The organism is Pseudomonas sp. I8001, assembly GCF_013385345.1.
GTDB lineage: Bacteria > Pseudomonadota > Gammaproteobacteria > Pseudomonadales > Pseudomonadaceae > Aquipseudomonas.
Window position 1 is genome coordinate 14,232 of sequence record NZ_JACAQC010000040.1, and the last position, 26,551, is coordinate 40,782.

A 26,551-nucleotide genomic window follows, 5' to 3' on the forward strand; every position below is an offset into this window, starting at 1 on the left:
AGTGCGGCGAAGGTACCGCCGCGCTCCACAGGAAGGCAACCACATCGGCCGCTTCAGGCCTTATTTATTGCGCGTCACCCTCCACACCGTGTTGGCCAGGTCATCGGCAATGATCAGCGCACCCTTCGGATCAACAGTGACCCCCACCGGCCGGCCGCGAGTCTTGCCATCGTCCCCGCGGAAACCCGTGGCGAAGTCCAGCGGCTCACCGGCAGGCCGGCCATTGCTGAACGGCACGAAGATCACCTTGTAGCCCACCGGATTGTCCCGGTTCCAGCTGCCGTGCTCGCCGACGAAGACGCCGTCGGCATATTTCTCGCCCATGGCCGGGATGGAAAAATCGACGCCCAGCGCAGCGACGTGGGAACCCAGGCTGTAATCCGGCTTGATCGCGGCGGCGACCTTGGCCGGGTTCTGCGGTTGGGCGCGGGTGTCGACGTTCTGGCCCCAATAGCTGTAGGGCCAGCCGTAGAATTCGCCTTCGCGCACCGAGGTCAGGTAATCCGGCACCAGGTCCGGCCCCAGTTCATCCCGCTCGTTGACCACCGCCCACACCTGTCCGGAGCCCGGTTGAATGGTCAATGCCGTCGGGTTGCGCAAACCGGTTGCATAAGGCTTGTGGGCACCGGTGGCGGCGTCGATCTGCCAGACCATCGCCCGGTCGATCTCGACCTCCATGCCGCGTTCGGTGATGTTGCTGTTGGACCCGATGCCCACATACAGCGAGCGGCCGTCGGGGCTGATCGCCAGGGATTTGGTCCAGTGATGATTGATCGCGGCGGGCAGCTCGGTGACGGTGGTGGGCGGGCCACCGGCCTTGGTCTGGCCGTCTTCGTAGTCGAAGCGCACCAGCGCATCCTGGTTCGCCACGTACAGCTTGCCGTCGGCAAAGGCCAGGCCGTAGGGCGCGTTGAGGTTTTCGGCGAACACGGTTTTCAACTCGTAGGTGCCGTCACCGTCGGCATCGCGCAGCAGGGTCAGGCGATTGCCGCCCTTGACCTTGGTGTTGCCCTCGGCCTTGATCACGCTGGCGATCACATCCTTGGGCTTGAGTTTCGCTGCGCTGCCGCCCCGGCCTTCGGCGACGAGAATGTCGCCGTTGGGCAGCAACAGGGTCTGGCGCGGGATCCGCAGGTCGGTGGCGATGGCCGTGATGCTGAAACCCTCGGGCACCGTAGGTTTCTGCTCGCCCCAGGCCACCGGTTCGGCGATCTTCATGCTGGGCAACAGGCCGCGCTGGGGTTCCGGCAGCTTGGGGTCGGGGCCACGAGCCTGAGTGCTGTCGGCTTCGCCACCGCAGGCGCTCAACAGCACCGCCATGCTTAAAACGGTCAGCGTGCTGGAAGGCTTCATTGGGCACCTCCCGAGCGCAGGTTGGTCAGCCCGACCCACGTGGTCACGCAGGCCAGCAGGGTCACGACGGCAGACAACACCAGGCCCGAAGGCATCACGGCCCAGGCATCCTTCGCATGCTCAAAGGCATTCACCAGGCCCAGCGCCCAGGTCACCAGCAACAGCAGGAAGTACACCGTGGGGCGCCCGGCCTTGCGGTCGACACGCAGCAGGTTGACCAGTGCAAACAACCCCGCCAGCCCGCAGAACAGCAGGGCGCCGGCGATCAGCCAGGCGGCGAAGTTGCTCCATTGGATCTGGTAGGTCTGGTAGTAGGCAATGTCGCTCAGCAGGGCGCCGAGAAACAGCGGGACGGTACCGGCCAGCAAGGTCGCGTGAAGTGGACCAGGCGTGCAGCGGTAGGTGAGGGTGGTGGTGTCGGTCACGGGCGGCTCCTTATCGTTGAGCGGCCCTGATGAGGCTCATCAGGGCCGCGCTGACTGCGCTTAAGGAAGGAGCGTGCTGCTTGCGCGTTAGTTCACCCGCTATTCGTTTCCAAATATGTTGCGTCAGTTGATGCGTGGATGTTGCTGCACCAGGTTTTCACGCTTGGCTTCCAGCTCGGCGATTTGCGCGTCGATATCTTCGATCTTCTGCTCGATATTGTCTTCGTGCTCCTGCAGCAGCTCCTTGGCTTCCTCGATATCCGACGCCGCCGGTGCCGCGCCGCGCAGGGGTTTGTTGGCGGTTTCCTTCATGGTCAGGGCGGTGAAAAGCCCCAGCACGGCGAACACCATCAGGTAATAGGCCGGCATGTACAGGTTGTTGGTGGTCTCCACCAGCCAGGCCATGGCGGTTGGCGTGAGGCCGGCAATCAGGATCGAGATGTTGAAGGCGCTGGCCAGCGCGCTGTAGCGGATGTGGGTAGGGAACATCGCCGGCAGGGTGGACGCCATCACGCCGATAAAGAAGTTGAGCACCACCGCAATGATCAGCAGCCCCGAGAAAATCAGCCCGAGCTTGCCGCTGTTGATCAGCATGAACGCCGGAATGGCGAGAAAGAACAGCGCGATGCTGCCGAACAGAATGAAGGGTTTGCGCCCGATCTTGTCGCTGACAAAGCCAATCATCGGCTGCACGAACAACATGCCGACCATGATCGCGATGATGATCAACACGCCGTGGTTTTCGCTGTAGTGCAGGTTGTGCGACAGGTAGCTCGGCATGTAGGTGAGCAGCATGTAGTACGTGACGTTAGTCACCACCACCACGCCGACACAGGTCATCAGGCTGCGCCAGTGCTTGGTGGCGACTTCCTTGAACGAGACTTTCGGGCCGCCCGCCAGGCCTTCGCGGTCACCTTGTTCGAGTTGCTCCACGTGCTGTTGAAAGGCCGGTGTTTCTTCCAGGGCATGACGCAAGTAGAGCCCGATCATGCCCAGCGGCAGGGCGAGGAAGAACGGCAGGCGCCAGCCCCAGGACTGGAAGGCGTCTTCGCCGATTACCGCCGAAATCAGCACCACCACGCCCGCGCCGAGCACGAAGCCGGCGATGGAGCCGAAGTCCAGCCAACTGCCGAGGAAGCCGCGCTTGCGGTCCGGGGCGTATTCGGCGACGAAGATCGAGGCACCGGTGTACTCACCGCCCACCGAGAAGCCCTGGGCCATCTTGGCCAGCAGCAACAGGATCGGCGCCCAGATGCCGATCGAGTCATAGGAGGGGATCAGCCCGATGGCGAAGGTGCTCAGGGACATGATCACGATGGTCGCCGCCAGGACCTTTTGCCGGCCGTATTTGTCCCCCAGCCGGCCAAAGAACAGGCCGCCCAGCGGGCGAATCAGGAACGGCACCGAGAAGGTCGCCAGGGCCGCGATCATCTGTACGCTGGGAGACGCTTCGGGGAAGAACACCTTGCCCAGCACATAGGCGACAAAGCCATACACTCCGAAGTCGAACCACTCCATGGCATTGCCCAGCGCAGCGGCGGTGATCGCCTTGCGCATCTTGGCGTCGTCGACGATGGTGATGTCATCCAATCCAATCGGATTGACGGTTTTCTTGCGTGATTTCATGGGAATACTCAGCCGCAGGTCCATTTCGATGCCACTGTTTTGGTGGCATGCGCTTAATGGGTCAGATACATGCGGACACTGAATAATTCACCACTGGCTGGATTTTTTTGTTAACGGCCCGGCAAGGATTAACTGATCCGCTCGCCCCCCAGGGAATCACGCTGCATCGACTGCAGGTTTTTCTCGATGGTTTCGCAAAGGGCTTCCATCTGGATCTGGTGCTCGCTGTCGCGGAACGGGCTTTGCAAATCGGTGCCGATGCGTTCGATGGCCAGCAGCATGAAGCCCACCACCGTGGACGCCAGCGGGGTGAACCAGCCCAGGGATTCCACCAGGCCCACCGGCACGATCAGGCAGAACAGCGAGATGAACAGCCGCGGGAAATACACGTAAGGGTAGGGCAGCGGCGTATTGGCGATGCGCTCCATGCCGCCCTGGCTGTTGGACAAATCCACCAGGGTCGACTCCAACCGTGCCAGGCGAATGCTGTCCAGGCGCCCGGCCTTGTATTCCTGGGCCAGCAGGGCTGCGGAGCCGTTGATGATGTCGTTGGAAAAGTTATTGGTACTGGTGCTGCGGGCGAACTCGTTGGCCGGCAGGAAGGCGCGGATTTCTTCCGGGCAAGGCTGGCCCCGCAAGTGCGCCGCCAGGCAGTTCACATACGCCACGTGACGGCGCAGCAAGGTCGCCTTTATCGGGTTGACCTCATTGTCCGGGTCATCCAGCAGCGTCAGCACTTGCCGGGCGAAGCTGCGGGAATTGTTGACCATCGCCCCCCATAACGTGCGTGCTTCCCACCAGCGGTTGTAGGCGCTGCTGTTGCGGAAACTGATCAACACCACCAGCGCCGAGCCGAGCAGGGTGAGCGGCATCAGCGGCAGGTTGATCTTGCTGTTGAGGAACAGCATGAAGTCCACGGTGACGGCGATATCCCAGAGCAGCAGCCAGAACAGCGCCCAGCCTACATAGCCCATGGTCTTGATGATCAGGCGGTATTTTTTGATGATGGCAGCTTTCAAACGGAAACCTCGCGGCGAGCGGTAAACATCAATGCCCTAGCTCGGACGGTGTTTACCGGGTAAAGGTTCGCCGGCGGGTCGGCTCTTCAGGCCTGGAATGTCAGGACAAAGCGGTTTTCGCCCTGGGGCTTGCCGTCCGGTGCGGGCTGGTCGGGCACGAAACCGCAGCGGGTCAGGACTTTTTGTGAGCCCACATTCTCGGGGTACACGTACGCCACCAGTTGGGTCAGTGCCCAGCGCGCCTGTGCCTCGCGGATCAGATGGTTCAGCGCCAGGGTTGCCAGCCCTTGCCCGCACGAGCGCTCACCCACGCGGTAGCCGACTTCGGCAGAGCCCTTTGGCGAGTCGATGCTTTTCAGGTTGGCGCGACCGACGATTTCGCCGTTGGCGTCTTCGATCACGAACGGGTGCCATGTGCCGGTGGCCAGGCCTGATAGATAACCGTCAATATGCTCGGCGACGCCCTGCACCGAGTAAAACGATGGGTCGCGCGCCTCGATATGCGACTCGAACCAGTCACGGTTACGGGCTTCGAAGGCCAGCAATGCTTCAGTGTCCGTACTGCTCAGCTCGCGAACGCGAAATGACGTCATTGCTCGAATCTCCAGGGTTGTTCTGTCCATTTAGTCATGTTTTCGTCATAAAGGCGTGTGAAATTTGCCTGCCAAAAATATGAAATCATGGAGTTTTTCCGATGAGGGTAGTCACCTCCGGCTCGGCGTATCTGGACATCGATGCATACGCCTGCTGCATTGCGTATGCCGAGTTGTTGAATCGTCAGGGAATCGAGGCGCGTGCCGTCAGCAGTGCTCCACTGAATGCCAGCATCTCCAGGACCGTGCTCGGCTGGCTATCATCATTGGATGACTACCGACCCGGGCCCGGCGATGAGTTTGTGATGGTGGATATCTCGGACTTCCACCACTTCGACCCGGTGGTCGTGCTCGATCAGGTGGTGGAGGTGATTGACCATCACCCGGGGTTTGAAACCTATTGGGCGCAGAGGCTGGGAAGTGCCGCAGACATCCGTTTGATCGGTGCAGCAGCGACGCAGGTTTTCCTGCGTTGGGAAGCGGCCGGTTTGTTGCCGCTGATCAGTGAGCACAGTGCCGCGCTGCTGGCCACGGCAATCCTGGACAATACCCTGAATTTTACCGGGCAGTTGACATCCGCGGAGGATGTTCGGGCTTATGAAACCCTCGCGCTGCTGGCGAAACTCGCGGCAGACTGGCCTGAGCGGTATTTCTCCGAGTGCCAGGCCACTATCGAGTCAGACCTTGCAGGCGCGTTGGCGGGTGACCTGAAGTGGCTGAAAGCCGACAGCAACCTGCCGCAGGTTTTTGCGCAGATGACGGTGTGGGATGCCGGTGCGCTGATCCGAAAGCATCGCTCGACCATCGCTGATTGGCTGGCGGCGCAGGGGGAGGACTGGCTGGTGAATCTCATCAGTATCCGCGAGTGCAGAAGTTATTTCCTGGCTGAGCCCAAGGTCAGCCAGGAAAAACTGAGCCAGTTGCTTTCCATCGACTGGCAGGCCGGGATGGCGGTGCTGGATCGTTCGCTGTTGCGCAAGGAACTGGTAAGGCTGGCGGCCACTGATTGACGGCGTTCACCAAAGTGACGTTCCTCTTTGAAGAACCCGCAATACAATGGCCAGGGTATTACCGAAAAGGAACGGCAGTTGAACGAACACACATTGTCCATGCGCCTTGAGCGCGTGGCGACGCACGTCCCCGCCGGGGCGCGCCTGGCGGATATCGGCTCCGACCACGGCTACCTGCCGGTGGCATTGATGCGCCGCGGCGCCATCGTGGCGGCGGTGGCGGGCGAGGTGGCCCTGACGCCGTTTCGCGCAGCCGAGCGCACGGTGCGCGAGAACGAGCTGGAGCAACACATCACCGTACGCCTGGCCAGTGGCCTGGCGGCGATCGAGCCGGGAGACGGGATCAACGCGATCAGCATCTGCGGCATGGGCGGCGAGACCATCCGCGACATCCTCGACAGCGACAAGGCGCGTCTTAGTGGCGAGGAGCGCCTGGTGCTGCAGCCCAACGGCGGCGAGCAACCGTTGCGCCAGTGGTTGATGGAGAACGGCTACCGCATCGTGTGCGAAGAGCTGCTGCGGGAAAATCGCTTCTTCTACGAAATCATCGTTGCCGAGCACGCCGGGCCTGTGACCTACACCGCCGAAGAACTGTACTTCGGCCCGCTGCAAATGCAGGCCCGCAGCCCGGAATTCCTGCTCAAGTGGCAGCGCATCCTGCGCCACAAACAGCAGACCCTGAGCGACTTCGCCCAGGCGCGGCAAGCGGTGCCCGAGGACAAGGTGCAAGAAGTCGCCAAGCAGGCGCGGTGGATCGCAGAACTGCTGGCGTGAGGGTCAGCCTGCGAGGGTGTTCAGCTCTGCGAGTACCTCATCCGAAAGATCCAGCTCGCCCACCGCGATGTTTTCCCGTAGATGGGTGACCGAGGACGTTCCCGGGATCAGCAGGATATTCGGGGAACGGCGCAGCAGCCATGCCAGGGCCAGTTGCATCGGGGTGACGCCGAGGCGCTGTGCGACGTTCGACAACACCGCTGACTGCACTGGCGAGAACCCGCCCAGCGGGAAGAATGGCACATAGGCAATGCCGTCCCGGGCCAATTCGTCGAGCATCGCGTTATCGTGTTGGTGGGCGATGTTGTACAGGTTCTGGACGCACACGAAGCGCACGATTTTTCGCGCCTCGGCGACCTGCGTCGGGGTAACGTTGCTGATGCCGATATGGCGTATCAGGCCCTGTTGTTGCAGCTCGGCAATGGCACTCAGGGGTTCCTCGATCGAGCCTTCGGCAGTGCCCATCACGCCGTGCATGGCCCGCACATTCACCACGTCCAGCACATCCAGGCCCAGGTTGCGCAGGTTGTCGTGCACGGCCTGGGTCAGCTCGGCCTTCGACGAAGCGTTGAACCAGGCGCCATCGTCGCCACGGCGGGCGCCTACCTTGGTGACGATCGTAAGATCGTCTTTATACGGGTGCAGTGCCTCACGAATAATCTGATTGGTGACATGCGGCCCGTAGAAGTCGCTGGTGTCGATATGGTTCACGCCGCAAGCGACGGCCTCGCGCAGTAAGGCCAGCGCTGCATCACGGTCCTTGGGCGGGCCAAACACGCCTGGGCCGGCCAGTTGCATGGCGCCGTAGCCGATGCGGTTGACGGTGCGATCGCCGAGATTGAATGTGCTGGTGGTCATGGTCGGAGCTCTTGCTTGACGGGAGGAAGCCTATAATATGAAGGATCCTTCAGGTTTAGAATTCGCATTCCATGAGCCCTCTCAAAGCGTCGTTAAAGCCAAGAAAATCAGCGGTCCAGGCCCGGTCGGCGGCGACGGTGGAAGCGCTGCACACGGCAACCCTTCAGGTTTTGACCGCTCAGGGCCTGGTCCGCTGCACCACGACCCGCGTGGCCGAGCGGGCGGGCATGTCGGTGGGCAGTCTCTATCAGTACTATCCGAACCGCGATGCACTGCTTGCTGCGGTATTGGAGAAGCATCTGGTGCAGGTGGCCGAGACCGTCGAGCAGGCGTGCGATCAACACCAGGGCACCACGGTGGCGGAAATGGCATCGGGGTTTGTCACGGCTTTTCTCGCCGTGAAGCTGATGGACCCGACGGCGTCCAAAGCCCTGTATGCCATCGCAGGTGAGCGGGGCGGTGCGGAGCTTGTGGCGCGGATCAACAAGCGGGTGGTGGCCGCGATTGCAGCGATGTTGGCGACGGCGTCGGATGCCCGTTTTGAAGACCCATCCCTTACCGCCGCCATCTCGCTCAGCGCGGTGGTGGGACCGGTTCGGGCGTTGCTTGAAGGCAATGCATCTGCGGCCTTTGAAGCCGGCCTGGAACAGCAGGTGACCCGCATGCTGCGAGCTTATCTTCAAACCTATCAGTCACTTACGTAAACCGTGTTCAGGGTATTTTGCAGCGCTGCTTCGCACTAAAGTCACATCCATGGGTCCATAAGCCCCGCAATCGAACTTTGAAGATTTAACCCATGCACCTACGCAAAATTGCAGTTGGGCTGTCGGCCCTTGTTTTGCTCTCCACCGGGGCGCAAGCCCGTGGCCTGCTGGACCTCATCACACCGTCTCAATCCCATACCTCCCGCTCGGGCTCCATCAGTCAGGGCGCGGCCCTGGATCTGTATTCAAGCCAACAGAAAAAGCCATCGTTCGACAGTTGCGCCGACCTGTTCCCGGCCGCACAACCGATCAACACGGCCACCGTGCCGGCCACCATGAAACCCCTGGCGCTGTGTTCCGATAATTTCGCGGTGCTGTACTCGCAAACCAGCAAGACCCCGCTGGTGGTGGTCGAACGCCTGAATGCCGGCCAGTTGAAGGATGCCAAAGGCGAAGAACGCACCAACCAGTTCTACCCCGACCCGCGTATTCCCAAAGGCGCGCGCGCCGAGTTGAGCGACTACCGTGGCCAACACCCGGCCGTGGACCGTGGCCATCAATCCCCGGCGGCGGATGCGCCGAGCACCAACGCCATGGCCCAGTCCTTTGCGCTGTCGAACATGGTCCCGCAAGACCCGACCAACAACCGCAAGATCTGGAGCAAGGTCGAGGCGGACGTGCGCAAGTTTGCCAAGCGCGCCGACGGCAATGTGTTCGTGTTCACCGGCCCGTTGTTTGACCCGGGCTACAGCACCATTGGCGACAACAAGGTCTGGGTGCCGACTCGCCTGTTCAAGCTGGTTTACGACGTGTCGTCCAAGCGCGCCTGGGCGTATGTACTGCCCAACGCTGAAACCCGTATCGAGAAGCCGATGGACTACGCGACGTTTGTGAAAACCACCGGGCTCAAGTTGCTCGGGAATTTGCCGGTGACGGGGTCAGTCGGGCGTACTTGACGGCCTGAAACCGGGTGCGTCACTTGCCTTTTTCAACGTCTTCAAGCGCAACGTTGCGCGCTGCACAGCGGCCATCTTCTCTGGCCGCTTCATCTTTTTCCATTTACGAATATCGTCCTTGGTGCGTCCACAACTCACGCACAGCTCACCACTGAGCTGGCAGGTTGAGACGCACGGGTTCTCGATATCTTTAGCCAAGGCTTTACCCCTTTACCGCATACAGTTTGAGCAGGCGCAGGCGCCAATTGCCGCCATGCTGCAGGTGGCATTCTTCCTCGGAGTCGAAGCGCACGTAGCGGTCCGAAGAAGGGCGATCCACCCCGGCATCCTCCAGCGCGGTGGCCGTCAGCTCGCGCATGCGCAGGTCCAGTCCGGTAGAAAGGGCCAGTTCCCGGTTCGCCCTGGTATCGAATACCCAGATGACCAGCAGGCTTTGGGCAAAGGCCTGGTAGTCGACTTCGTGGGTCAGCCAGTCGAAGCCGGTGATTTCGGCTTTCGCGATCTCACAGGCATCGGTCAGGGTCGCGACCAGGCGACGTTCGATGCGTGCGCTGTCGCGTTTGCTTGAAGACATGGGGATTCCTTGAGGAGCGAGGAGGGTGATGATACGCGAGAGATCCACTGTAGGAGCTGTCGAGCTTTAGCGAGGTCGAGCTTTAGCGAGGCTGCGATGGCGGACTGGCAGGCGACATCTTTATTGCCTGACAGGACCTCTTCGCAGCCTCGCTGAAGCTCGACAGCTCCTACGCAGGATTTTGTCGGATCGAGATGATCGTTCCCACGCTCTGCGTGGGAATGCCGCCTCGGACGCTCTGCGTCCAGCTGACGATGCAAGGTTCAAGTCCTGCGCAATGGTGACGCGGAGCGTCACAGGATGTATTCCCACGCAGAGCGTGGGAACGATCAATTGTGCGAGCCTGCGAAGATCAACTGTGGGAGCTGTGTTGCCCATCACATATTTTTAGGCCGATCCAGCTTGCGCGTCATGGTGTACACCGCCACGCCGGCAGCCAGGATGCCCGAGGCCGCACCGACCGCCAACGCCCAGCGCGGCCCAAGATGGTCGGCCACCCAGCCCACAATCGGTGCGCCAATCGGTGTGCCGCCCAGGGCCACGCCCACCCGCAGGGCGATTACCCGGCCGCGCATGGAAGGTTCGGTGGTGAGTTGCATCAGGCTGTTGGTGGTGTTGCTGAAGGTCAGCGCGCCCACGCCGATGATCACCAGCGCCCCGGCGAACAACCAATAGTTCGGGGCAATCGCCGCCAGCGTGCAGCCCACCCCGAACACCAGCGCGCCGATCAACAACGCCTTGAAGTGTGGCCGCTCGCGACCGGCTGCGAGCAGCGCCCCGGCAACGGTGCCGATGGCCAGGGTCGACGTCAGCAGGCCATAGCCGCGGGCATCGGCGTGGAACACGGTGACGGCCATGGTCGAAATGAAGATCGGAAAATTCATGCCGAAGGTGCCGATCAAGAACAGCATGATCAGGATCGCCATCAGGTCCGGCCGCGCCCACACATAGCGCAGGCCTTCAGTCAGGCTGCCCTTGGTGCGCAGCGCCCGCAGGCTGGTGTGCAGGCCGGAAACCCGCAGCAGAAACAGCGAGGCCAGCACCGCGAAAAAACTCGCGCCATTGAGCAGGAACGCCCAGCCGGTGCCCACCGACGCGATGGTCACGCCGGCCACCGCCGGGCCAATCATGCGCGCCATGTTGAACGAGGTGGAATTGAGCGCGATGGCATTGGATAGGTCCGCTTCGCCCACCAGCTCCGCCACGAATATCTGCCGCACCGGTGCATCGAAGGCCGACGCGCAGCCGGACAAAAACGCGAACACATACACGTGCCACAGCTGCACGATGCCGGTCAGGGTAAACACCCCCAGCATCAGCGCCAGCACGCCCATCACGCCCTGGGTGACCATCAGCAGCTTGCGCTTGTCGTAGTGATCGGCGGCGAAGCCGGTCCAGGGCAGCAACAGCAATTGCGGTCCGAACTGCAACGCCATGACGATGCCGACGGCCGACGCGTTATGCGGCGTGAGCTGGGTCAGCACCAGCCAGTCCTGGGCCGTGCGTTGCATCCAGGTGCCGATATTCGACACCAGGGCGCCGGCGGCCCAAATGCGGTAGTTGACGCTGCGCAGCGAGCGGAAAATGCCCATCGAACTCACACCGGCCCTGAGGAATGACCACCGTTGAAGCGCCCGAAATGCTGCGCCAGGAATACACTCAGGGCCAAGGCCCCGAGCCCGAGGGCGAGCACATCAGCGGTGTTTTTGAGGTCGAAGTCCCCAACCCGGCAGACCAGCACGTAGCCGATCACCAGGTTGAGAAAACCCCAGAGCACATTCAGCGTCGAGGAGGACCGCCCCTGGCCGCGCGGCTTGGCAAACGGCGTCTGGAAGGACTGGCCCATCAAGCCACTGAGGCAATGGGGCAGCGCGTTGGCGAGCAATACGCCGCCGAAGAAATAAGACACCAGCTCATGCCATTGCATCGTCACGCACCCCTTGTTGCAAGCAAGCCGATGATCTCTTGCGCCGTGCCGGTTTCTCCCAGCTTCGGGAATACCTGGTTCAGGCTGTAGTGATGGGCCTCGGCGTTCGCGTCGGTCATGGCATCGACGGCCAGGGTCACGTTGAAGCCGGCCTCGTAGGCCTGGCGCGCGGTGGACTCCACGCCGGTTCCGGTAGCAACGCCGGTGATCACTACTTGAGTCACGCCGAGTGCTTTGAGTTGCGCCTCAAGATCAGTGCTGGCGAATGCGCCCCAGGTGCGTTTGGTCACCCCAATGTCGCCGGGTTGCTGATCGAGTTCGGGCAGCAGGTCGGCCCATCCCGGTGGAAATACATCGCTGCGCCGTGGCCGCTCGGTGCGCCCGGGGGCGAAGCCTGTGACGTTGACCAGCACCACCGGCATGCCGCGCTCGCGGAACGCGTCGAGCAGTGCACGGGAGCGTTCCACCACGGCGCCGATGGGGTGGATGAACGGGTATTCGGCGATGCCTTTTTGCAAATCCACGATGATCAGCGCGGTGTTGGGATCCAGCAAGGTGACGGCCATGGGATGTCCTCGAACGGATAGGGGGCTCAAAAGTCGGCGAGGCGCTCCAGCAGCTTTACCGCTGCCGCGAGTTCAGCTTGTTCTTCGGCAGACAGTTGCTCCTGCAGCGCCCGCAGCAGCCAATCGTCCTTGGCCGCCCGGCTGGCGATCAGGTGCTTACGAAAGCCGGGAGTCAGCTCGATCAGGGTTTGGCGCCCATCGCTGGGGTCGGGTTTGCCCCTGATCGCTTTCATCGTTTCCAGCCCGGCCACGGTGATGCGCATGGACTGCGGCCGCACGCTCTCCGCCCGGGCCAGGGCCGAGACGGTGCTGGGCCCGTCTCGGTCCAGGCGCAGCAGCACCGACTTCTGGGCGGAAGTGAAATCGTTCGGATGGGTTTGTTCCCGCAGCCGGCGTATCAGCTTGCCCAGGGAGATGCGCAGCTCGGCAGCCAGGGCGGCGGATTGGGTTTCGGAGGTGATGGAAGGTTTGTTCATGCTCGGACGTTAGCATGCGTGCAGAAAAACTGTACAGTTTAGCTGTATGAATTTTTTGTCATAAAAGCCCGCGTCAACGGTCCTTTTGCCGGGGCGTTACCTGGTGTCGCGGCTGGGCGTGCTGTCGTTCATGGACCGGGATGGTGCAAGACCGAATGCTATGTGGGTGACCGATTGTTGGGCGTGGATGATGAACGGGTTCTGCAACTGTTCACGGACTTGATGAGCCGCGCATTGACCTGATCGACATGCATGCGCGGCTTTTTCCCGGCCTATCAAGTGTGTTGATAGCGGTACTCCTGAGTCACCCCTTCATAGCCGTAGGCACTGGCCCGGCAGTCGATGATGTGCACATTGGAGTGCGGGTGCAGGTTGCCGATCAACTCCGCCAACAGCGTGTAGGCCTCACGATGAAAACGCGCCTTTTGCGCCTTGGTGTTGGTCTCATCGGTCACGGTGACTTCCAGGCGGAATGCGTTGCGCCCATGTTCGGCCAGCGAGCGGTTATGAATGAACCACTGGTCATGCGGTACAAAATCGAGAATCAGCAAGGTCTGCTCCGGGCGTTTCTCGAGCACTTCACAGGTCAGTGCAGTGAGCTGCGGGACGAGCTGGCGGACCAGTTCGGGATTGCGTTCTCCGGAGATTTTCAGGGTGATGCCTGGCATGGCGAATTCCTCGTAAGGGTAGGGTGAGGTGCCAGATTAAGAAAATTATTCGGATCTGAAAAACGGGAAGATATAATGATATCTATCGGAAAAAACGCAGGTTAGACATGCGCCCCTTTGACCTTGAGCAACTGCGCTCCTTCGTCACCATCCTGGAAGCCGGCAGCCTTTCGGCGGCCGCGCCCAAGTTGTGCCGTTCCCAGTCCGCGCTCAGTGAGCAACTTCGCAAGCTGGAAACCTTCACCGGCGTGACGCTGCTGGAGCGCGGCAAAAAAGGCGTGAGCCCCACACCTGCCGGAGAGCGCCTGCTGGCACATGCGCGTGAATTGCTCGCGCTGAGTGACTGCGTGCTTGAGGATATGCGCGGCGTAACCTTGAGCGGCGAACTGCGCCTGGCCATCACCGACTATTTTTTGCCGAGCGCCATCGCGGGTATGTTGAAGGGGTTGCGCACGCGATATCCGCAGCTTCGGTTGCATGTTTCGGTGCGCAAGAGCCTCCAAATCGAAAAGGGCGCCAACAGCGGCGAATTCGACATTGGCCTGTCGATGCGCATCCTCGATGGTCGCAGCCTTCCCGAAGGCATTCCCGTACGACGAGAGGCCCTGCGGTGGGTGGCACTCAGTGGGTTCGACGCACAGCACGAACTCGTGGCGCCGCTGCCGTTGGTGGTACTTCCCCAGGATTGCAGCTTGCAGCGGTTCACCATCGACCTGTTGGATGCGCGCGGGGTGCCGTATGTCATTGCGCATTCCGCGTCCGGGGTGGCGGGCCTGCAATCGGCACTGCTGGCGGGGCTGGGCGTGGCGTGCCTGAACAGCTCGGCCGTGCCTGCCGGGGCCGAGGCATGCCGGTCGATTCAAACGCTTCCGGCGCTGCCCGATGTCGAGTTCAGCCTGTTACCGCCGCGTCCGGGCGAGGCTTCGCTGGTCAGTGCAGTGCGAGAAATGTTGATCACGCACTTTTCCTAGCGGCTCAAGATCGCCGGCTGGCCCCCGGCGGCTGCCCGGTGACGCGCTTGAATGCCCGGCTGAACGCGGCCTGGGAGTTATAGCCAAGGCGTTGCGCCACGGTTTCAATGGGCAGCCGCTCCAGCGTCAGCCACTGGCTGGCCAGGCGCATCCGCAGTTCGGTGGCGTAGCGCAACGGTGGCGTGCCGATCGTGGTTTGAAAGTGTTGGGCGAACACCGAGCGCGAGGTATGACACTGCGCCGCCAGCTCTTCCACCGTCCAGTCGCGCCCAGGCTGTTGATGCAACGCCAGCAGGGCCTTGGCCAGGCGCGGGTCGCGTAGCGCGGCCACCAGGCCGGACGCATTCCCGCAGGCACATTCGACCCAGCCCCGAACAACCATGGCCGCCACCACGTCCGCCAGGCGCGCCAGAATGCCGGCGAAGCCGATGCGGGCGCTGCTGACTTCGCGCTCCATGGCCGCCAGGATCGGCATCAGCCCCGGATAACGCTGGCCCTTGGCGTCGATCAGCATCAGGTCCGGCATCAGGCGGCCAAGGCCGTGCAAACTCCCCAGTTCAAACTCCATGCAGCCGCTGAAGAGCAGGGTGCTTTGAGCCACGCCTGCATCGGTGCGGGCATCCACGGCACACACCGCATCGCCGAGGGCTGCGGCGTCGAAGCTGTCGATGTCCTGCACCGGCACCTCCGGGCTGGAGAGCAACTGATGGGCGCCTCCATGGGAGATGAACACGGCGTTGCCCGGCGTCAGTTCGTACTGCGTGCCGTCCTCGGTACGCAGGGTGACGCCGCCGGCGGCGACAAGGTGGAAGTACGCATGCCCGGGTTTGGCCGCAAAGCCCAGGCCAAACGCCGGCCCGGCCTGGATACGGCGGTACTCGACGCCCCGCAGGCGCATGCCGCGCAACAGCTCGTTGATGAGGTCAGAGGACACGTCGAACGGTTCTGGAAGCATCATTTTCGGGGTTTCGGTAAAGAATTCAAGATTTTGCATCATAGATCATCCTGCTCTGCCTACCTAGACTGGCGGTCGCGATAACTTTTGGAGGGTGACCAGTGATGAGCAGTTGTGTGTGTGACGCCGTAACCGGTGCAGATGTGGCGCCCGCGACACCGGCCTGGATGGCGGTGTTTTCGTTGGCGATGGGCGTGTTCGGATTACTCACGGCGGAGTACCTGCCGGCCAGTTTGTTGACGCCGATGGCGGCCGAACTCGGCGTCTCGGAAGCCTTGGCAGGGCAGGCGGTGACGGTCACGGCGGTGGTGGCGTTGTTCGCCGGGTTGCTGGTACCGGGCCTGACCCGTGGGATCGACCGGCGCGTGGTGCTGTTGTGCTTCAGCGCACTGATGATCTGCTCCAACCTGCTGGTGGCGGTCTCGTCGAGCCTCACGGTGTTGCTGCTGATGCGCGTCCTGCTGGGCATCGCCCTGGGTGGCTTCTGGAGCATGGCGGCGGCGGTGGCGATGCGGCTTGTACCGGCGGCACTGCTGCCGCGTGCCTTGTCGATCATCTTCAGCGGCATCGCGGTGGGCACTGTCGTGGCGGTGCCGCTGGGCAGCTTTTTGGGTGGGCTGTACGGCTGGCGCAGCGCGTTTCTCGCCGCCGCAGCAGTGGGCGGCGTGACCCTGGTGTTCCAGCTGTTCACCCTGCCGCCGCTCGCACCCCGCAGGACCGCCCGCTTGAGGACGGTGCTGGAAGTGCTGCTGCGTCCGGGCATTGCCGTGGGCATGTTGGGGTGCGTGCTGGTGCACACCGGGCACTTTGCGCTGTTCACCTATATCCGGCCATTCCTGGAAAGCACCACTGGCGTCGATGCCGAGGGGCTGGCGTTGATGTTGCTGGGATTCGGCGTTGCGAACTTTGCCGGCACGCTGCTGGCTGGTTGGCTGCTGGTGCGTCTGCCGCGTGGAACATTGGTGCTGATGCCCGCGCTGGTGGGCGTTGCGGCGCTCGCTCTGGCGCTGTTGCCGGCAACCGTGACCGGGCAGGTGTGGTTGTTGATGCTCTGGGGCCTGGCGTTTGGCGGGGTGCCGGTGGCCTGGTCGAACTGGGTGGCGCGGGCAGTGCCTGACCAGGCCGAAAGCGCCGGGGGCATGGTGGTGGCTTCAGTGCAGTCGGCGATTGCAGCCGGGGCGGCGGCAGGCGGCGCGATGTTCAGTTTCAGTGGTATCGGCGGGGTCTTTGTCGCGGCAGGTATCTTGATGCTGTTGGCGGCACTGTTGATTGCGCTGAAGGTGAAGGTTGAAGCGCCTCCACAAGGTGCAGAGGCGGGGCCGGCGTTTCATCTCTGAAACCGTGTTAGAGGCAGGGGGCAAGAATAAACGCATGCGCTTCGCCCTCCTTTCAGTCCGCTTGATCAATCTTGCTGATTTGGGGCTCAGGTCCGACTCCGAGCAATCGTAGGTGAACGACCGCCTGCTGATCATTGCCCGGCAACGACCCTCGTATCTCTCTTTACTTCGGTAGCTACGCAAAATAACCTCTGCCTCGCAGGCACCGTCCTGCTCCTTCAGGTTTGGCAAGGCGCTTCACACTCACCAGCACCGCCTGGCAGGTGTCATGGTGCTTGCACGTTGAGGTTCTGCGATGAGCGCAGTCGTTGATCATGGCGTCCGTTTCGGACGAATTGCAGTAACGCTTCCCGTAAAGGACATGGGCAGGGCCCATGATTTTTACACCAGGGTCCTGGGGTTTACGAAAGCCTTCGAAAATGGAAACCCGATCGGCTTCATGATTCTGCAGCGCGACCAGGGCGAGCTGCATTTGACCTTGCAACCCAACCACCCAGCCGCCGCGTTCACGATTGCCCACCTGATGGTGGACGATGTCGACAGGCTGCACGCCGCTTGCGTGCAGCATGGGGCGAGGATCATCAAGCGCCTCAAGGATCAGGATTACGGGTTGCGGGCGTTTGTGTTCGAAGACCCGGACGGGAATCGTATTGATGTAGGTCAGCCGCTCTAACCGAGCAATCAGGGAAGATAATGTTGACGACTACCGATGTTGTTCACACGCTGCGTGCACCGTCAGAGCTTGATTACTACGACACCCGGTCAGCCCCGCTGCCTACTGAAATCACCGCGCTGGATGCCTGGAACATCATGACCGGCGAACCGGGGCCGTTGATGCAGGTGGCTTTCCGAATCAGGGATGCCATTTCCTCGTTGTTTGGTGTGAAGCGCATCGGTGGGTTCTCCGGCACCTTGCGCGAGGCTGTGCAGGTCGGCGACCGGCTGGACTTCTTCCTGGTGGAACGCAGCGCGCCCGACATGCTGGTGCTGACCGAGCGTGACCGGCACCTGGATGTGATGATCTGCCTTTCAATCGCTGACCGTGTACTCACGATCACCTCGTCGGTTGTCACCCATAACACCTATGGGCGCCTCTACATGCTGCCAGTGGGGCCAGCGCACAAACTCATTGTGAATGCTCACCTACGACGACTTGAACGAACGCTGCAAGAGACAGCCGCAACGCCCGGCGGGTAGGCACGTTCACCGCCCGCCGGGAGGTGGATCAATTGCCTTTTTCAGCCGCCAAGAAGTACGCAACCAACGCATTGGCGTGACCATGGCCCATGCCGTGTTCAGTCTTGAGCAAGGCCACAAGCTCCATATGCTTCCTGGAACTGGCGGCCTTGAGCAGATCCAGCCAGTGGCTAATGGGTTGCCCATAGTTTTTTTCGATGGAGGGGAAGTACGACGCTGGCCCTTTTGTTTTTGTGTCGTCGGTCATGATGCAAACTCCCTTTTTGCTGAGGTGATAATGCCCGGATAACGTTACCGCTCTGGACTCACCGGGTCCACCGTACGGCCCGTCCCTACACGCCCCCGTTGGCCTCGCCAATCAGAATATCCTCGAAGAACGCCCCGACCGGTTGTGTGGGATGGCAGATCTGTATCTCCAGCACCCAGACCATCTCGCTCGGTACGATCTCGACTTCAGCCAGCTTGTCCTGCCCGAACAGGGCATGGGGGAAGTCGGCGATGCGGTGTCCGGCCAGGTTGCGCTCAAGGCGCCAGCCTTTGGAGTGGGCGCTATCCTCAGCGAAGTCGTACAGCTCGCGCCCGGTCAGCCCGCGGTGCCAGGCATCGCGGGTCTCGTCGAACACTTCATGCAGGGCCTTCGTGCAAGCGTCATGCAATGGGTGCTCGCCGAATACGAAGGTGTCGCCATAGTCGCCTTCATAGCCATCCCACACCGGGCCAAGGTCGACCACGGCGATATCGGTGGGCCGCAGCTTGCGCAGCAGGTCGATGCCTTGGCGGGGTGTGCGGATGGTGTCTTCGCCAAAGCGAATATAGGTGGGATGCCAGGTGTGAGACGCGCCCATGGCCTGCAATGTCTCACTGGCCATTGCGAGGGCTTGCGCCGTGGTCATGCCGACTTTCAATTGATCGGCGATGGCGGCCAGGGCCCTGACCGTTTGCTCGCGGGCCGCGAGCATGCCGTCCAGCGAGTAGCGCGGGCCGACTTTTTCCAGCACCGGGTGTCGCGTGTTGAGCGACTCCGCTGGCATCAATGCACCGCTGGGGACGAAGGCTTCGGCGACAAAACGATGCGCCTGCGCACCCGCCGCCAGGCAGGCTTCGCGGGCCTGGTTGATCATCGTGCTATTGCCGCAGGCGTAGATTTGGCTCTCGGCCCAGTCATGGGGCTGTGTCAACGCGACCTGCTGTACGCGGGCGTCTGCCGACAAAACCCGATGCCAGAGAAAGCGTGGATGGGCCTGGCTGGCCCGTTCGAGAAACTCGACGTCGTAGAAGTCCGCCGGTGCCGAGTTACCCCAATACAGGGTGACCTCGGCCTGGCGGGCCAGGGCCGTCAGCAACAAGGGCTTGATACCGGCATAACCGGTCCCGGTAGCGAACAGCACAACAGGGCGCTCATCGTCGTGTTGCCAGGTGCAGGCGCCCACGGGGCCTTCGAGTTTCACGGCATCGCCCACTTGCAGGGTCGGCAGGATGCGTTCGGAAAACAGGCCGCCGCTGACCTGGCGAATATGAAACACCAACCGGCCTTGATCCTGCGCGGGCAGATTGGCCACGGAGAAACAGCGGCTGTCGCCATCGTCGAGGCGAAACCTGAGGTACTGGCCGGCCCGGACTTCGAGTGGCTGGGCAGTCAGCAACACCAGCTCGACGATGTCGGCGCTCAACGCGCGTTTGCTGATCACCTGTGCGCTGGCTTCCAGCGCGGGCGTGTCCAGTGACCAGCCGGGGATTTCCAGGCGCATGTCGCTGCAGGCATGGCTCTGGCACAGCAACATCTCGTCAGCCGCGAGCGGATAAGAAGGGGCAGGGGTGTCGGGTGTGCGCAGCTTTTCCCGGTGCTGGCCCGACACCACCTTGACCTTGCACGACCCGCAGGCGCCGCGCCGGCAGGAAAAGGGTACCGCGAGACCGCTGGCCAGCATGGCGTCGAGCAGCAATTGATCGGCAGCTTCGAAGGATTTGCCCGAGGGCAACAATTCAACGACATGGCGGTTGTGCATAAACACCTCGGGGCAATTGAGCCTCGATTGTTGCGGTAGACTAGGACCAGGAGAACCTCCAGTTTTGGATAATTCATATGGTCCAGCTTCGCAAATGGCGCCCGTTGCTCAAACTCGATGGGGAGCAGCCGCAGGCGTCCTACAGAAAGATCGTCGAGGGCCTGGTGAGCGCGATTGTCGAGGGCCGCCTGCGCCCCGGAGCGCTGTTGCCCGGCACGCGGGAGATGGCGCAACTACTGGACGTCAACCGCAAGACGGTGATCCTTGCCTACGAGGAGGCGGTGACCAAGGGCTGGCTGGTCAGCCTTCAACGTCGCGGCACCTTCGTCAGTTCGCAGCTGGCGACAGGCGCGGTGCCGGCCACCCGCGCCCCGAAGTCGTTTGCCCCGGCATTGCGGGAGGTGCCTGCGGCGGCCTATTTCACCCCGGGCGAACAGGTGACAGCCCTGCAACACCGGCCCGGCGCGCTGTTTTTCGACAATGGCGCCTGTGACCATCGCTTGCTGCCGCAAGCCGTGCTGCACCGCTATTACCGCAATGCCTTGCGCAACAGCTTTACCACCAACACCGTGCGCCATGGCAGCGAAGGCAGCGGCCAGTACCTGCGCAATGCCCTGGCCGAAATGTTGCGCCACAATCGCGGCCTGACGGTCGGCGCGCCGCAGATTTGCCTGACCCAAGGCGTGCAGATGTCGCTGTACCTGACCGCCAGCGCGCTGCTCAAACCCGGTGATGTGGTGGTGGTCGAACGCCTGAGTTACCCACCGGCCTGGGAGATTTTCCGCCAGTTGGGTGCGCAACTGGTCACCGTGGACCTCGACGACGAAGGTTGCCGGGTCGACCAGCTCGCCGAGCTGTGCCGCCTGCATGACGTACGGATGATGTACGTCACCCCCCATCACCAGTTTCCTACCACCGTCAGCCTGCGTGCCGGACGTCGCCAGCAGCTCCTGGAACTGGCCCGGCTGCATGACTTCTGCATCATCGAGGAAGACTACGACCACGAGTATCACTTTGCCGGACGGCCCTATTTGCCTCTGGCCAGTGACAGCGCGCAGCGTCATGTGATCTACATCGGCTCGCTGTCCAAGTCCCTGGGCAGCACCTTCCGTTGCAGTTATATCGTTGCCCCGTCGAACCTCATCGAAGTGCTCGAACGTACGGCGGCGGTGAGCCTGGGCCAGGGCGATGCCGTGATGCAGCGGATGCTCGCGGACCTGATCAACGATGGCGAATTGAAGAAGCACCTGCGGCGGGTTTCCAGGGAATACCGTCGGCGCCGGGAGACCCTGCTCAGTTGTTTGCTGGAAGCTTTTGGCGAGCAGATCTCTGTGCAGGAACCCGAAGGCGGGCTGGCGTTATGGGTAAGGTTCGCCGACTCAATCGACGTCGACCGACTGGCTGAAAAAGCGCTGGAGCTGGACCTGGTGGTGCGCAGCGGTCGCCTGTTTTCACCGTTTGATCATCCTGAAAATGCCTTGCGCCTGGGCTTCGCCTCGCTCAATTCGGAGGAAATCCGCGTCGCTACGCAGCGTTTGGCTGAGGCTTCACGGGCGATTGGGGGCGCGGCTAAATAATTAAGCCGGCTCAAAGGTGGATGTGTAAGGATATGTTACTTAGCCTTTGATACTGCCAATAACAGGAACCGACGCTGATGCTCGCTGCCTTCAGACACTACCCGTTTTCGGTCAATCTGCTGCTGTCGTCTGCGTTGTTCCTGACCCTGGGGCGCGCCATTACCCTGCCGTATATGGTGATTTATCTGTCATCCAACTTCACGTTGGGCATCAGCGAAATCGGCCTGGTGGTGGGCGGTGCAATGCTCATCGGTTCGTTGCTGAGCCTTTACGGCGGCTACCTGACTGACAAAATCTCCAGCTACCGATTGATCCTCAGCTTCACGGGGTTTTTCACCGTCGGCTTCATCGGCATGTGCGTCACGTCGCACCTGTGGCTGTTTTTCCTGTTTCTGGTGTCGTTCAACTTCGCCTATTCAGTGATCGATATCGTGGTCAAGGCCGCGTTTGGCAAACTGCTGCCGGAAGCCGAACGCGGCAAAGTGTTTTCGGTGCGCTACACCCTGATCAACATTGGTTACGCAGTGGGGCCGTTCATTGGCGCCGGGCTCGCGCACATGGATATGAAACTGCCGTTCCTGGTGTCGGCGATCCTGGGCATGGGCTTCTTCCTCACCTATTGGGTGTGGGGCGACAGGAGCCTCAGCTCCGCCGACCCGGCCAATGCCCCGGTGTCGTTCGTCGCGGTGGGGCGCATTCTGCTCAAGGACTATCGCCTGGTCTGCTTCACGGTGGGCGGCGCGTTGAGCGCCGTGGCGTTCGGCCAGTTCACCGGCTACATCTCGCAATACCTGGTGACCACGAGCACGCCGGAATTTACCTACCGGGTCATCAGCTCGGTGGTGGCGGTCAATGCGACGGTGGTGATCTGCCTGCAGTACATCGTGGGCAAGCGCATTACCAACGAGCATCTGAATCAATGGCTGACGGCGGGCTTCAGCCTGTTTCTGCTGGGCGTCGTCGGTTTTGCGCTGTCCACCACCGTGCTGCATTGGGCGTTGGCCGTGGCGATATTCACCGTGGGCGAAATCATCGTGTTCCCGGCCGAGTACATGTTTATCGACCGCATCGCACCGGAGCACCTGCGCGGCATGTATTACGGCGCGCAAAACCTGTCCAGCCTCGGCGGTGCGCTGGGGCCGGTGCTGTGCGGGTTTGCCCTGGCAACGCAGTCGGCGCATTTCATGTTCTATATGCTCGCGGCGTTTATCGTGGCGGGTGGGTGCTTCTATCTGATGGGGGCTTCCTATTCCAAACGCTACGACACTGGACGCGGGGAGTGAGTGCTTTACCTATCCTCCACGCCTGCCCAGGTGAGTAAGCCAAACTCAGGTGTTCATGGCGGCCCCTTCAAAAAACGCCGCGCATGATCCGGATCCGGCAACAGGCAGGTGTCGTATTTCCCGAAGAGCCGATAGCGATTACGCGCGATGCGATCATAAGCCCAATCCCGAAGGAAGCGCGGGATGGCGCGCAGCACCAGCAAGGGGCGCCAGCGGGCAGGCAGTTGCGCAATGATTTCGAACACCGCCTCCGAACGCTCCCAGTAATGCCGGTCGCGGATCACTGCGAGGGTGTCGAACTGATCCAGCGGCAACCCGGCCCAGGCCAATAGCGCCTGACCTTCGGGCGACTGAACGGCCGCCAAGCGCACATGTCGGTCGTGGTCGTGGCGAATCAGGAACCTCGCCCAGCCGTTGCACAGCTTGCACACACCGTCGAACAGCACCACGGTTTCGCCGGGCTTGAGGAGTGGTGCGGGAGTAGGCCGGGTGTGGGAGGCGGGCATCAGCGTGGGTCCAGTCGGGCCGGGTTAGCCTGGATCATACCCGCGTTCGGCACGACTCAGCGCTGCCCGCAGCCCCGTCGATGCACTGGTGAGTGGAGCAGGGCCCGTCGTTACAAGCGAAGAGGCTTCGCTCATGGACGCTTGCGCCAGTGCCACGATAGACGCGCCATCCCCATAGGCACGGTCCGCAGCCCTGGCGATGGTCGCGAGATAACCGTGCAGGTCGCCCGCCTTGAACATCGCCCACGCCCCTGGAACCAGTTGCACCTCCACCGACGCCCCGGTGTGCTGGGCCATCTGGTAAAACAAGCGAGCAGTCGGCTCGAGTGTGGTTTCGACAGCGCACAACACCACCACCTTCCCGCCAGCTTGAACCGCCGCGAATGCCAGCGCTTCATCTGCCCGCAAAATCGGCACCCGGGTGTGAGTACCGGCAAGTTCAACCACCGGGCCCAGGGTCGAACAGGTGAGCACCACTGCATCGCAGTGCTGAGCCAGGGCAACCAGCGCCAGCTGCGTTTCCTCGGCTATGCCTGCGGTCAGCTTACCCGCGCGTTCGACCGCTGCCAGAAGATCGGCCCGGACTGCATGGTGCAACACCCGTGACCCGACCCCCAGCGCTGCTGCGGCAGCGTCAAACACTGCAATGTTGCTCTCGGCGGTATGCAGGCAGGTAATACGCATCGCTCGGGTCTCCGGCACTTTTGAACACCCGCCGACTTTAACGCGACAACACCGGCGCTGCGCCTTTTTCCTCCACGCCCACCTCATGCAGCGAAATCCGCGACGTCTCCGGCAACGCCAACCCGCCCGCCAACGCCAGCACCGCCACCGCAATCAGATAAAACGCCGGCGACAGGTTGCTGCCGGTGGTACTGATCAACCACGTCGCCACCAACGGCGCCGTACCGCCAAAGATCGTGTACGCCATGTTGTAGGTAATCGCCGAAGCCGTATACCGAGTGCGTGTCGGAAAGGTCTCCGACAACAACGCCGCCGTCACCACCCCACACAGCACCGCGCCCACCGCCAGCAACATCACCCCTACCACCGACGCCGCGAACGACCCGGAACTGGCCATCAGGAACGACGGGTACACCACCACAATCAACAACACACACGCCGTCATCACCGTGACCCGACGCCCCACCCGATCCGAATACAACCCTGCCAGCGGGCAGATCGCCGCCGCGAAAATCAGAGCAATCAGCGACACCAGCAACGCCACCGCCCGACTCAAGCCACCCGCCACCTGCAGATACGTCGCGAAGTAGGTGGTGAACATATAGAACGACAACGCCGTAAGCGACACAAAAGCGCCCAGGCAACAGATCGCCGCACCATGGTTGCGCAAGGTTTCCCTGAGGGGAGAGTGCGCGACCGCGTGCTCCTGCTTCACCGCCTGGAAGGCCGGCGTCTCATCCAGCTTCCAGCGCAGGTAAAGCCCCACCAGCCCCAGCGGCGCGGCGATCAGGAACGGCAAGCGCCAGCCCCAGCTGCCCATCGCCTCGGCGGACAGCGAAGCCTCCAGTGCGTACGCCACCACGGCCGCCGCAGCGAACGCAGAAAACGTCGACACCGGCACAAAACTGCCATACCAGGCGCGCTTGTCACTGGGCGCGTGCTCCATCAGATAGGCACAGGCCCCGGCGTATTCGCCCCCGGCGGAAAAACCCTGGGCGCAGCGAATCAACGACAACAGAATCGGTGCCGCTACACCGATGGCGGCATAGGTGGGCAGCAGGCCGATCAGCGTGGTGGCGCCCGCCATCAGCAAAATCGTCATGGCCAGCGTGCGTTTGCGCCCGATCCGGTCGCCGAGCATGCCAAAGAAAATCCCGCCCAGGGGCCGGAAGGCGAAGGCCACCGCGAACACCGCAAAGGTCTTCAGCAACGCCGCGCTGGCGTCACCGCTGGGGAAGAATTGCTGGGCGATGGTGGTGGCGAGAAAACCGTAGACGGCGAAGTCGAACCACTCCACGAAGTTACCGATGCCGGCGGCGATGATCACTCTGCGCAGGGTTTGGGGGCTGACCTGGTCGGTGGATGGGCTCGTCATGGGGGAAGGCCTCGGCGGTGGTAAGGGGATGCTTGATTATCGGGGGCGGGGATTGGGCGGCGGGGCTCAAAAGAGTCGTCCGCGTAGTCAGTAGCGACTGGGTGGGAGTGATGCAGGCAGGATTTGGGCCAGGTAAGGCGGGGAGCTATCTAGGGAGGGGGGGATTTCTACGCAAGGACCACAACGGAAAAGGGGTCAGACCACGTTTTCACTATCTGCCAGATGTAAAAGACAGTTCGCCGAGAGAAGTTTCGTGTGCCTTGATTCCCGAATGAGGATGAAGAAGACTCCATCAATTATCTGAGGTCGAACCAACGACCGAAGTTGTCGAAGTGGGATTACTTTTGAGCATGGGGCCGCCGATGCAGGGAAAAACGTTCGAGATAGCGCGAATAGATCAAATCCACGAAATTGTTTCGCCAACCGTAGAGTCACTTTTACAGCCGTTAGGATTCGAAGTTCAGGGCCCGCTGTCCTGGCTTCGTAGCGTCGATGCTCCCATTCGCCAACTCTTTCGCCTTGAGCAGTGGAAAGGCGGCGCGCTAGCGCCGTCATGGGCTCTGTCACTGGACTTCGTTCCCCATCTTTCCGGCAATGAAATCAAATGGCACAGGACGTCAAAATCAGCACGACCTGATCTGACTTTCGATGTGCGCGATCGAGCGTTTGATATCTCATGCAGCTACGGACCTGATGCCATAGCAACCAGCGCACCCAATATCCTCCGGGCTGCCATTCCAAAAGCTGAATCGTTTTGGGACGAGGCTCGTTCGATAGCCGACCTGCCTGGTGCTTTCGAGCGGGTCAAGCAGCATTTGTCGACGGGTGGCCTGGGTTTCTACAACTACATACAACATCCTCTTGCATACGCGTTCGTATTGGCCATGAACGGCAAGCCCGACACAGCCGAAGAAGAGTTTCAACGCTATTCACAGCGTCTTTCAGAGGCGGCTCGAAAAAAACTCCGCAAGCTATTCATTGATGCAGGCGGTCACCTTGGCTAAGCGAGTACGGCTTTTTCAACAGAATCGGCCAGAAGCGGCCGCTCATGACCGACCGCTTCCGACCCAAAGCTGACTTTCGTCAGTGAATCAAATTCCTCCAAGCGACCGTGGAGGTATGCAGAATAAA

General features: G+C 61.7%; 30 protein-coding genes. 11 read left to right on the plus strand and 19 right to left on the minus strand.

The genetic code is table 11. The features are described from left to right. Positions 1 to 60 precede the first annotated feature (60 nt). The 5 genes from HX839_RS24840 to HX839_RS24860 form a co-directional block, all read right to left on the minus strand. On the minus strand, positions 61 to 1,353 hold the full coding sequence (locus HX839_RS24840) for a sorbosone dehydrogenase family protein (protein ID WP_177067844.1): 1,293 nt from the start codon (positions 1,351 to 1,353) through the stop codon (positions 61 to 63). After that, on the minus strand, positions 1,350 to 1,778 hold the full coding sequence (locus HX839_RS24845) for a DUF2231 domain-containing protein (RefSeq protein WP_177067845.1): 429 nt from the start codon (positions 1,776 to 1,778) through the stop codon (positions 1,350 to 1,352). The genes HX839_RS24840 and HX839_RS24845 overlap by 4 nt, the downstream gene beginning before the upstream one ends. Positions 1,779 to 1,901: 123 nt before the next feature. Beyond that, entirely contained in the window at positions 1,902 to 3,404 is a 1,503-nt protein-coding gene (gene proP, locus HX839_RS24850; protein WP_003207926.1) for a glycine betaine/L-proline transporter ProP, read from the minus strand. Between the two features lie 128 nt (positions 3,405 to 3,532). After that, positions 3,533 to 4,423: a bestrophin family protein gene (locus HX839_RS24855; protein WP_008433288.1), complete on the minus strand. Its 891-nt coding sequence runs from the start codon at positions 4,421 to 4,423 to the stop codon at positions 3,533 to 3,535. Positions 4,424 to 4,509: 86 nt separating this feature from the next. After that, positions 4,510 to 5,016, minus strand: coding sequence for a GNAT family N-acetyltransferase (locus HX839_RS24860; RefSeq protein ID WP_102605056.1), 507 nt, complete (start codon positions 5,014 to 5,016; stop codon positions 4,510 to 4,512). A 101-nt stretch (positions 5,017 to 5,117) separates the two neighbouring features. Here HX839_RS24860 and HX839_RS24865 point away from each other — a divergent pair, with 101 nt between their 5' ends. Both HX839_RS24865 and HX839_RS24870 read left to right on the plus strand, forming a co-directional pair. Next, a complete protein-coding gene (locus HX839_RS24865) occupies positions 5,118 to 6,026 on the plus strand; it encodes a bifunctional oligoribonuclease/PAP phosphatase NrnA (RefSeq protein ID WP_177067846.1) in 909 nt (302 codons plus the stop codon). A gap of 78 nt (positions 6,027 to 6,104) precedes the next feature. Then, on the plus strand, positions 6,105 to 6,800 hold the full coding sequence (locus HX839_RS24870) for a tRNA (adenine(22)-N(1))-methyltransferase TrmK (protein WP_177067847.1): 696 nt from the start codon (positions 6,105 to 6,107) through the stop codon (positions 6,798 to 6,800). A gap of 3 nt (positions 6,801 to 6,803) precedes the next feature. Here HX839_RS24870 and HX839_RS24875 read toward each other — a convergent pair whose 3' ends face one another. Continuing rightward, a complete protein-coding gene (locus tag HX839_RS24875; protein ID WP_003207934.1) occupies positions 6,804 to 7,658 on the minus strand; it encodes an aldo/keto reductase family oxidoreductase in 855 nt (284 codons plus the stop codon). A 71-nt stretch (positions 7,659 to 7,729) separates the two neighbouring features. Between HX839_RS24875 and HX839_RS24880 the strand changes: the two genes are divergently transcribed. Further along, entirely contained in the window at positions 7,730 to 8,362 is a 633-nt protein-coding gene (locus tag HX839_RS24880; protein WP_023659027.1) for a TetR/AcrR family transcriptional regulator, read from the plus strand. Positions 8,363 to 8,454: 92 nt separating this feature from the next. Then, a complete protein-coding gene (locus tag HX839_RS24885) occupies positions 8,455 to 9,318 on the plus strand; it encodes a DNA/RNA non-specific endonuclease (RefSeq protein WP_177067848.1) in 864 nt (287 codons plus the stop codon). Here HX839_RS24885 and HX839_RS24890 read toward each other — a convergent pair. From HX839_RS24890 to HX839_RS24920, 7 genes are all read right to left on the minus strand, one after another. After that, on the minus strand, positions 9,301 to 9,516 hold the full coding sequence (locus tag HX839_RS24890; RefSeq protein ID WP_177067849.1) for a DUF1289 domain-containing protein: 216 nt from the start codon (positions 9,514 to 9,516) through the stop codon (positions 9,301 to 9,303). The two genes, HX839_RS24885 and HX839_RS24890, sit on opposite strands and share 18 nt — an antisense overlap. Positions 9,517 to 9,520: 4 nt before the next feature. Beyond that, on the minus strand, positions 9,521 to 9,892 hold the full coding sequence (locus HX839_RS24895) for a hypothetical protein (RefSeq protein ID WP_177028883.1): 372 nt from the start codon (positions 9,890 to 9,892) through the stop codon (positions 9,521 to 9,523). Between the two features lie 377 nt (positions 9,893 to 10,269). After that, on the minus strand, positions 10,270 to 11,484 hold the full coding sequence (locus tag HX839_RS24900; RefSeq protein WP_003214526.1) for an MFS transporter: 1,215 nt from the start codon (positions 11,482 to 11,484) through the stop codon (positions 10,270 to 10,272). A gap of 5 nt (positions 11,485 to 11,489) precedes the next feature. Continuing rightward, positions 11,490 to 11,819, minus strand: a complete 330-nt coding sequence (locus tag HX839_RS24905; RefSeq protein WP_008438861.1) for a hypothetical protein — start codon at positions 11,817 to 11,819, stop codon at positions 11,490 to 11,492. Positions 11,820 to 11,821: 2 nt separating this feature from the next. Further along, on the minus strand, positions 11,822 to 12,385 hold the full coding sequence (locus HX839_RS24910) for an isochorismatase family protein (protein WP_102368491.1): 564 nt from the start codon (positions 12,383 to 12,385) through the stop codon (positions 11,822 to 11,824). Between the two features lie 26 nt (positions 12,386 to 12,411). Continuing rightward, positions 12,412 to 12,861 carry a MarR family winged helix-turn-helix transcriptional regulator gene (locus HX839_RS24915; RefSeq protein WP_003214523.1) on the minus strand — a complete coding sequence of 150 codons (450 nt, stop codon included), beginning with the start codon at positions 12,859 to 12,861 and terminating at the stop codon, positions 12,412 to 12,414. Positions 12,862 to 13,136: 275 nt separating this feature from the next. Next, positions 13,137 to 13,529 carry a tautomerase family protein gene (locus tag HX839_RS24920; protein WP_003214522.1) on the minus strand — a complete coding sequence of 131 codons (393 nt, stop codon included), beginning with the start codon at positions 13,527 to 13,529 and terminating at the stop codon, positions 13,137 to 13,139. A gap of 107 nt (positions 13,530 to 13,636) precedes the next feature. Between HX839_RS24920 and HX839_RS24925 the strand changes: the two genes are divergently transcribed. Beyond that, entirely contained in the window at positions 13,637 to 14,500 is an 864-nt protein-coding gene (locus HX839_RS24925) for a LysR family transcriptional regulator (protein WP_177040501.1), read from the plus strand. A 4-nt stretch (positions 14,501 to 14,504) separates the two neighbouring features. Here the strand turns inward: HX839_RS24925 and HX839_RS24930 are convergent, their stop codons facing one another. After that, on the minus strand, positions 14,505 to 15,494 hold the full coding sequence (locus tag HX839_RS24930) for an AraC family transcriptional regulator (protein ID WP_177067850.1): 990 nt from the start codon (positions 15,492 to 15,494) through the stop codon (positions 14,505 to 14,507). A 65-nt stretch (positions 15,495 to 15,559) separates the two neighbouring features. Here HX839_RS24930 and HX839_RS24935 point away from each other — a divergent pair, with 65 nt between their 5' ends. The 3 genes from HX839_RS24935 to HX839_RS24945 all read left to right on the plus strand — a co-directional run bounded on the left by HX839_RS24935 (position 15,560) and on the right by HX839_RS24945 (position 17,989). Beyond that, a complete protein-coding gene (locus HX839_RS24935) occupies positions 15,560 to 16,792 on the plus strand; it encodes an MFS transporter (protein WP_102368492.1) in 1,233 nt (410 codons plus the stop codon). Positions 16,793 to 17,087: 295 nt separating this feature from the next. After that, a complete protein-coding gene (locus HX839_RS24940; RefSeq protein ID WP_008438853.1) occupies positions 17,088 to 17,465 on the plus strand; it encodes a glyoxalase/bleomycin resistance/extradiol dioxygenase family protein in 378 nt (125 codons plus the stop codon). Between the two features lie 20 nt (positions 17,466 to 17,485). Continuing rightward, a complete protein-coding gene (locus HX839_RS24945) occupies positions 17,486 to 17,989 on the plus strand; it encodes a DUF2867 domain-containing protein (protein ID WP_102368493.1) in 504 nt (167 codons plus the stop codon). A gap of 28 nt (positions 17,990 to 18,017) precedes the next feature. On the opposite strand, the gene HX839_RS24950 is transcribed toward HX839_RS24945, so the two are convergent. Both HX839_RS24950 and HX839_RS24955 read right to left on the minus strand, forming a co-directional pair. Further along, complete coding sequence (locus tag HX839_RS24950; protein ID WP_003214516.1) at positions 18,018 to 18,236, minus strand: DUF4287 domain-containing protein; 219 nt, start codon at positions 18,234 to 18,236, stop codon at positions 18,018 to 18,020. Positions 18,237 to 18,321: 85 nt separating this feature from the next. Beyond that, positions 18,322 to 19,995, minus strand: a complete 1,674-nt coding sequence (locus HX839_RS24955) for a M24 family metallopeptidase (protein ID WP_177067851.1) — start codon at positions 19,993 to 19,995, stop codon at positions 18,322 to 18,324. Positions 19,996 to 20,072: 77 nt separating this feature from the next. On the opposite strand from HX839_RS24955, the gene HX839_RS24960 reads away from it, so the two are divergent. Together HX839_RS24960 and HX839_RS24965 are read left to right on the plus strand one after the other, a co-directional pair. Next, on the plus strand, positions 20,073 to 21,572 hold the full coding sequence (locus tag HX839_RS24960) for a PLP-dependent aminotransferase family protein (RefSeq protein WP_177035771.1): 1,500 nt from the start codon (positions 20,073 to 20,075) through the stop codon (positions 21,570 to 21,572). Positions 21,573 to 21,649: 77 nt separating this feature from the next. Next, positions 21,650 to 22,855, plus strand: a complete 1,206-nt coding sequence (locus HX839_RS24965) for an MFS transporter (RefSeq protein ID WP_003214513.1) — start codon at positions 21,650 to 21,652, stop codon at positions 22,853 to 22,855. Between the two features lie 53 nt (positions 22,856 to 22,908). On the opposite strand, the gene HX839_RS24970 is transcribed toward HX839_RS24965, so the two are convergent. The 3 genes from HX839_RS24970 to HX839_RS24980 are packed head-to-tail and all read right to left on the minus strand — an operon-like array spanning position 22,909 to position 25,420. Next, on the minus strand, positions 22,909 to 23,361 hold the full coding sequence (locus tag HX839_RS24970) for a thiol-disulfide oxidoreductase DCC family protein (RefSeq protein ID WP_102368497.1): 453 nt from the start codon (positions 23,359 to 23,361) through the stop codon (positions 22,909 to 22,911). Positions 23,362 to 23,385: 24 nt separating this feature from the next. Beyond that, complete coding sequence (locus HX839_RS24975; protein ID WP_177067852.1) at positions 23,386 to 24,045, minus strand: aspartate/glutamate racemase family protein; 660 nt, start codon at positions 24,043 to 24,045, stop codon at positions 23,386 to 23,388. 37 nt (positions 24,046 to 24,082) lie between these two features. Then, the gene (locus HX839_RS24980; RefSeq protein ID WP_008438844.1) at positions 24,083 to 25,420 is read right to left on the minus strand and encodes an MFS transporter; all 1,338 of its coding nucleotides are present in this window, start codon (positions 25,418 to 25,420) and stop codon (positions 24,083 to 24,085) included. A 362-nt stretch (positions 25,421 to 25,782) separates the two neighbouring features. Between HX839_RS24980 and HX839_RS24985 the strand changes: the two genes are divergently transcribed. Continuing rightward, complete coding sequence (locus HX839_RS24985) at positions 25,783 to 26,424, plus strand: hypothetical protein (RefSeq protein WP_256344754.1); 642 nt, start codon at positions 25,783 to 25,785, stop codon at positions 26,422 to 26,424. Positions 26,425 to 26,551: the final 127 nt, after the last annotated feature.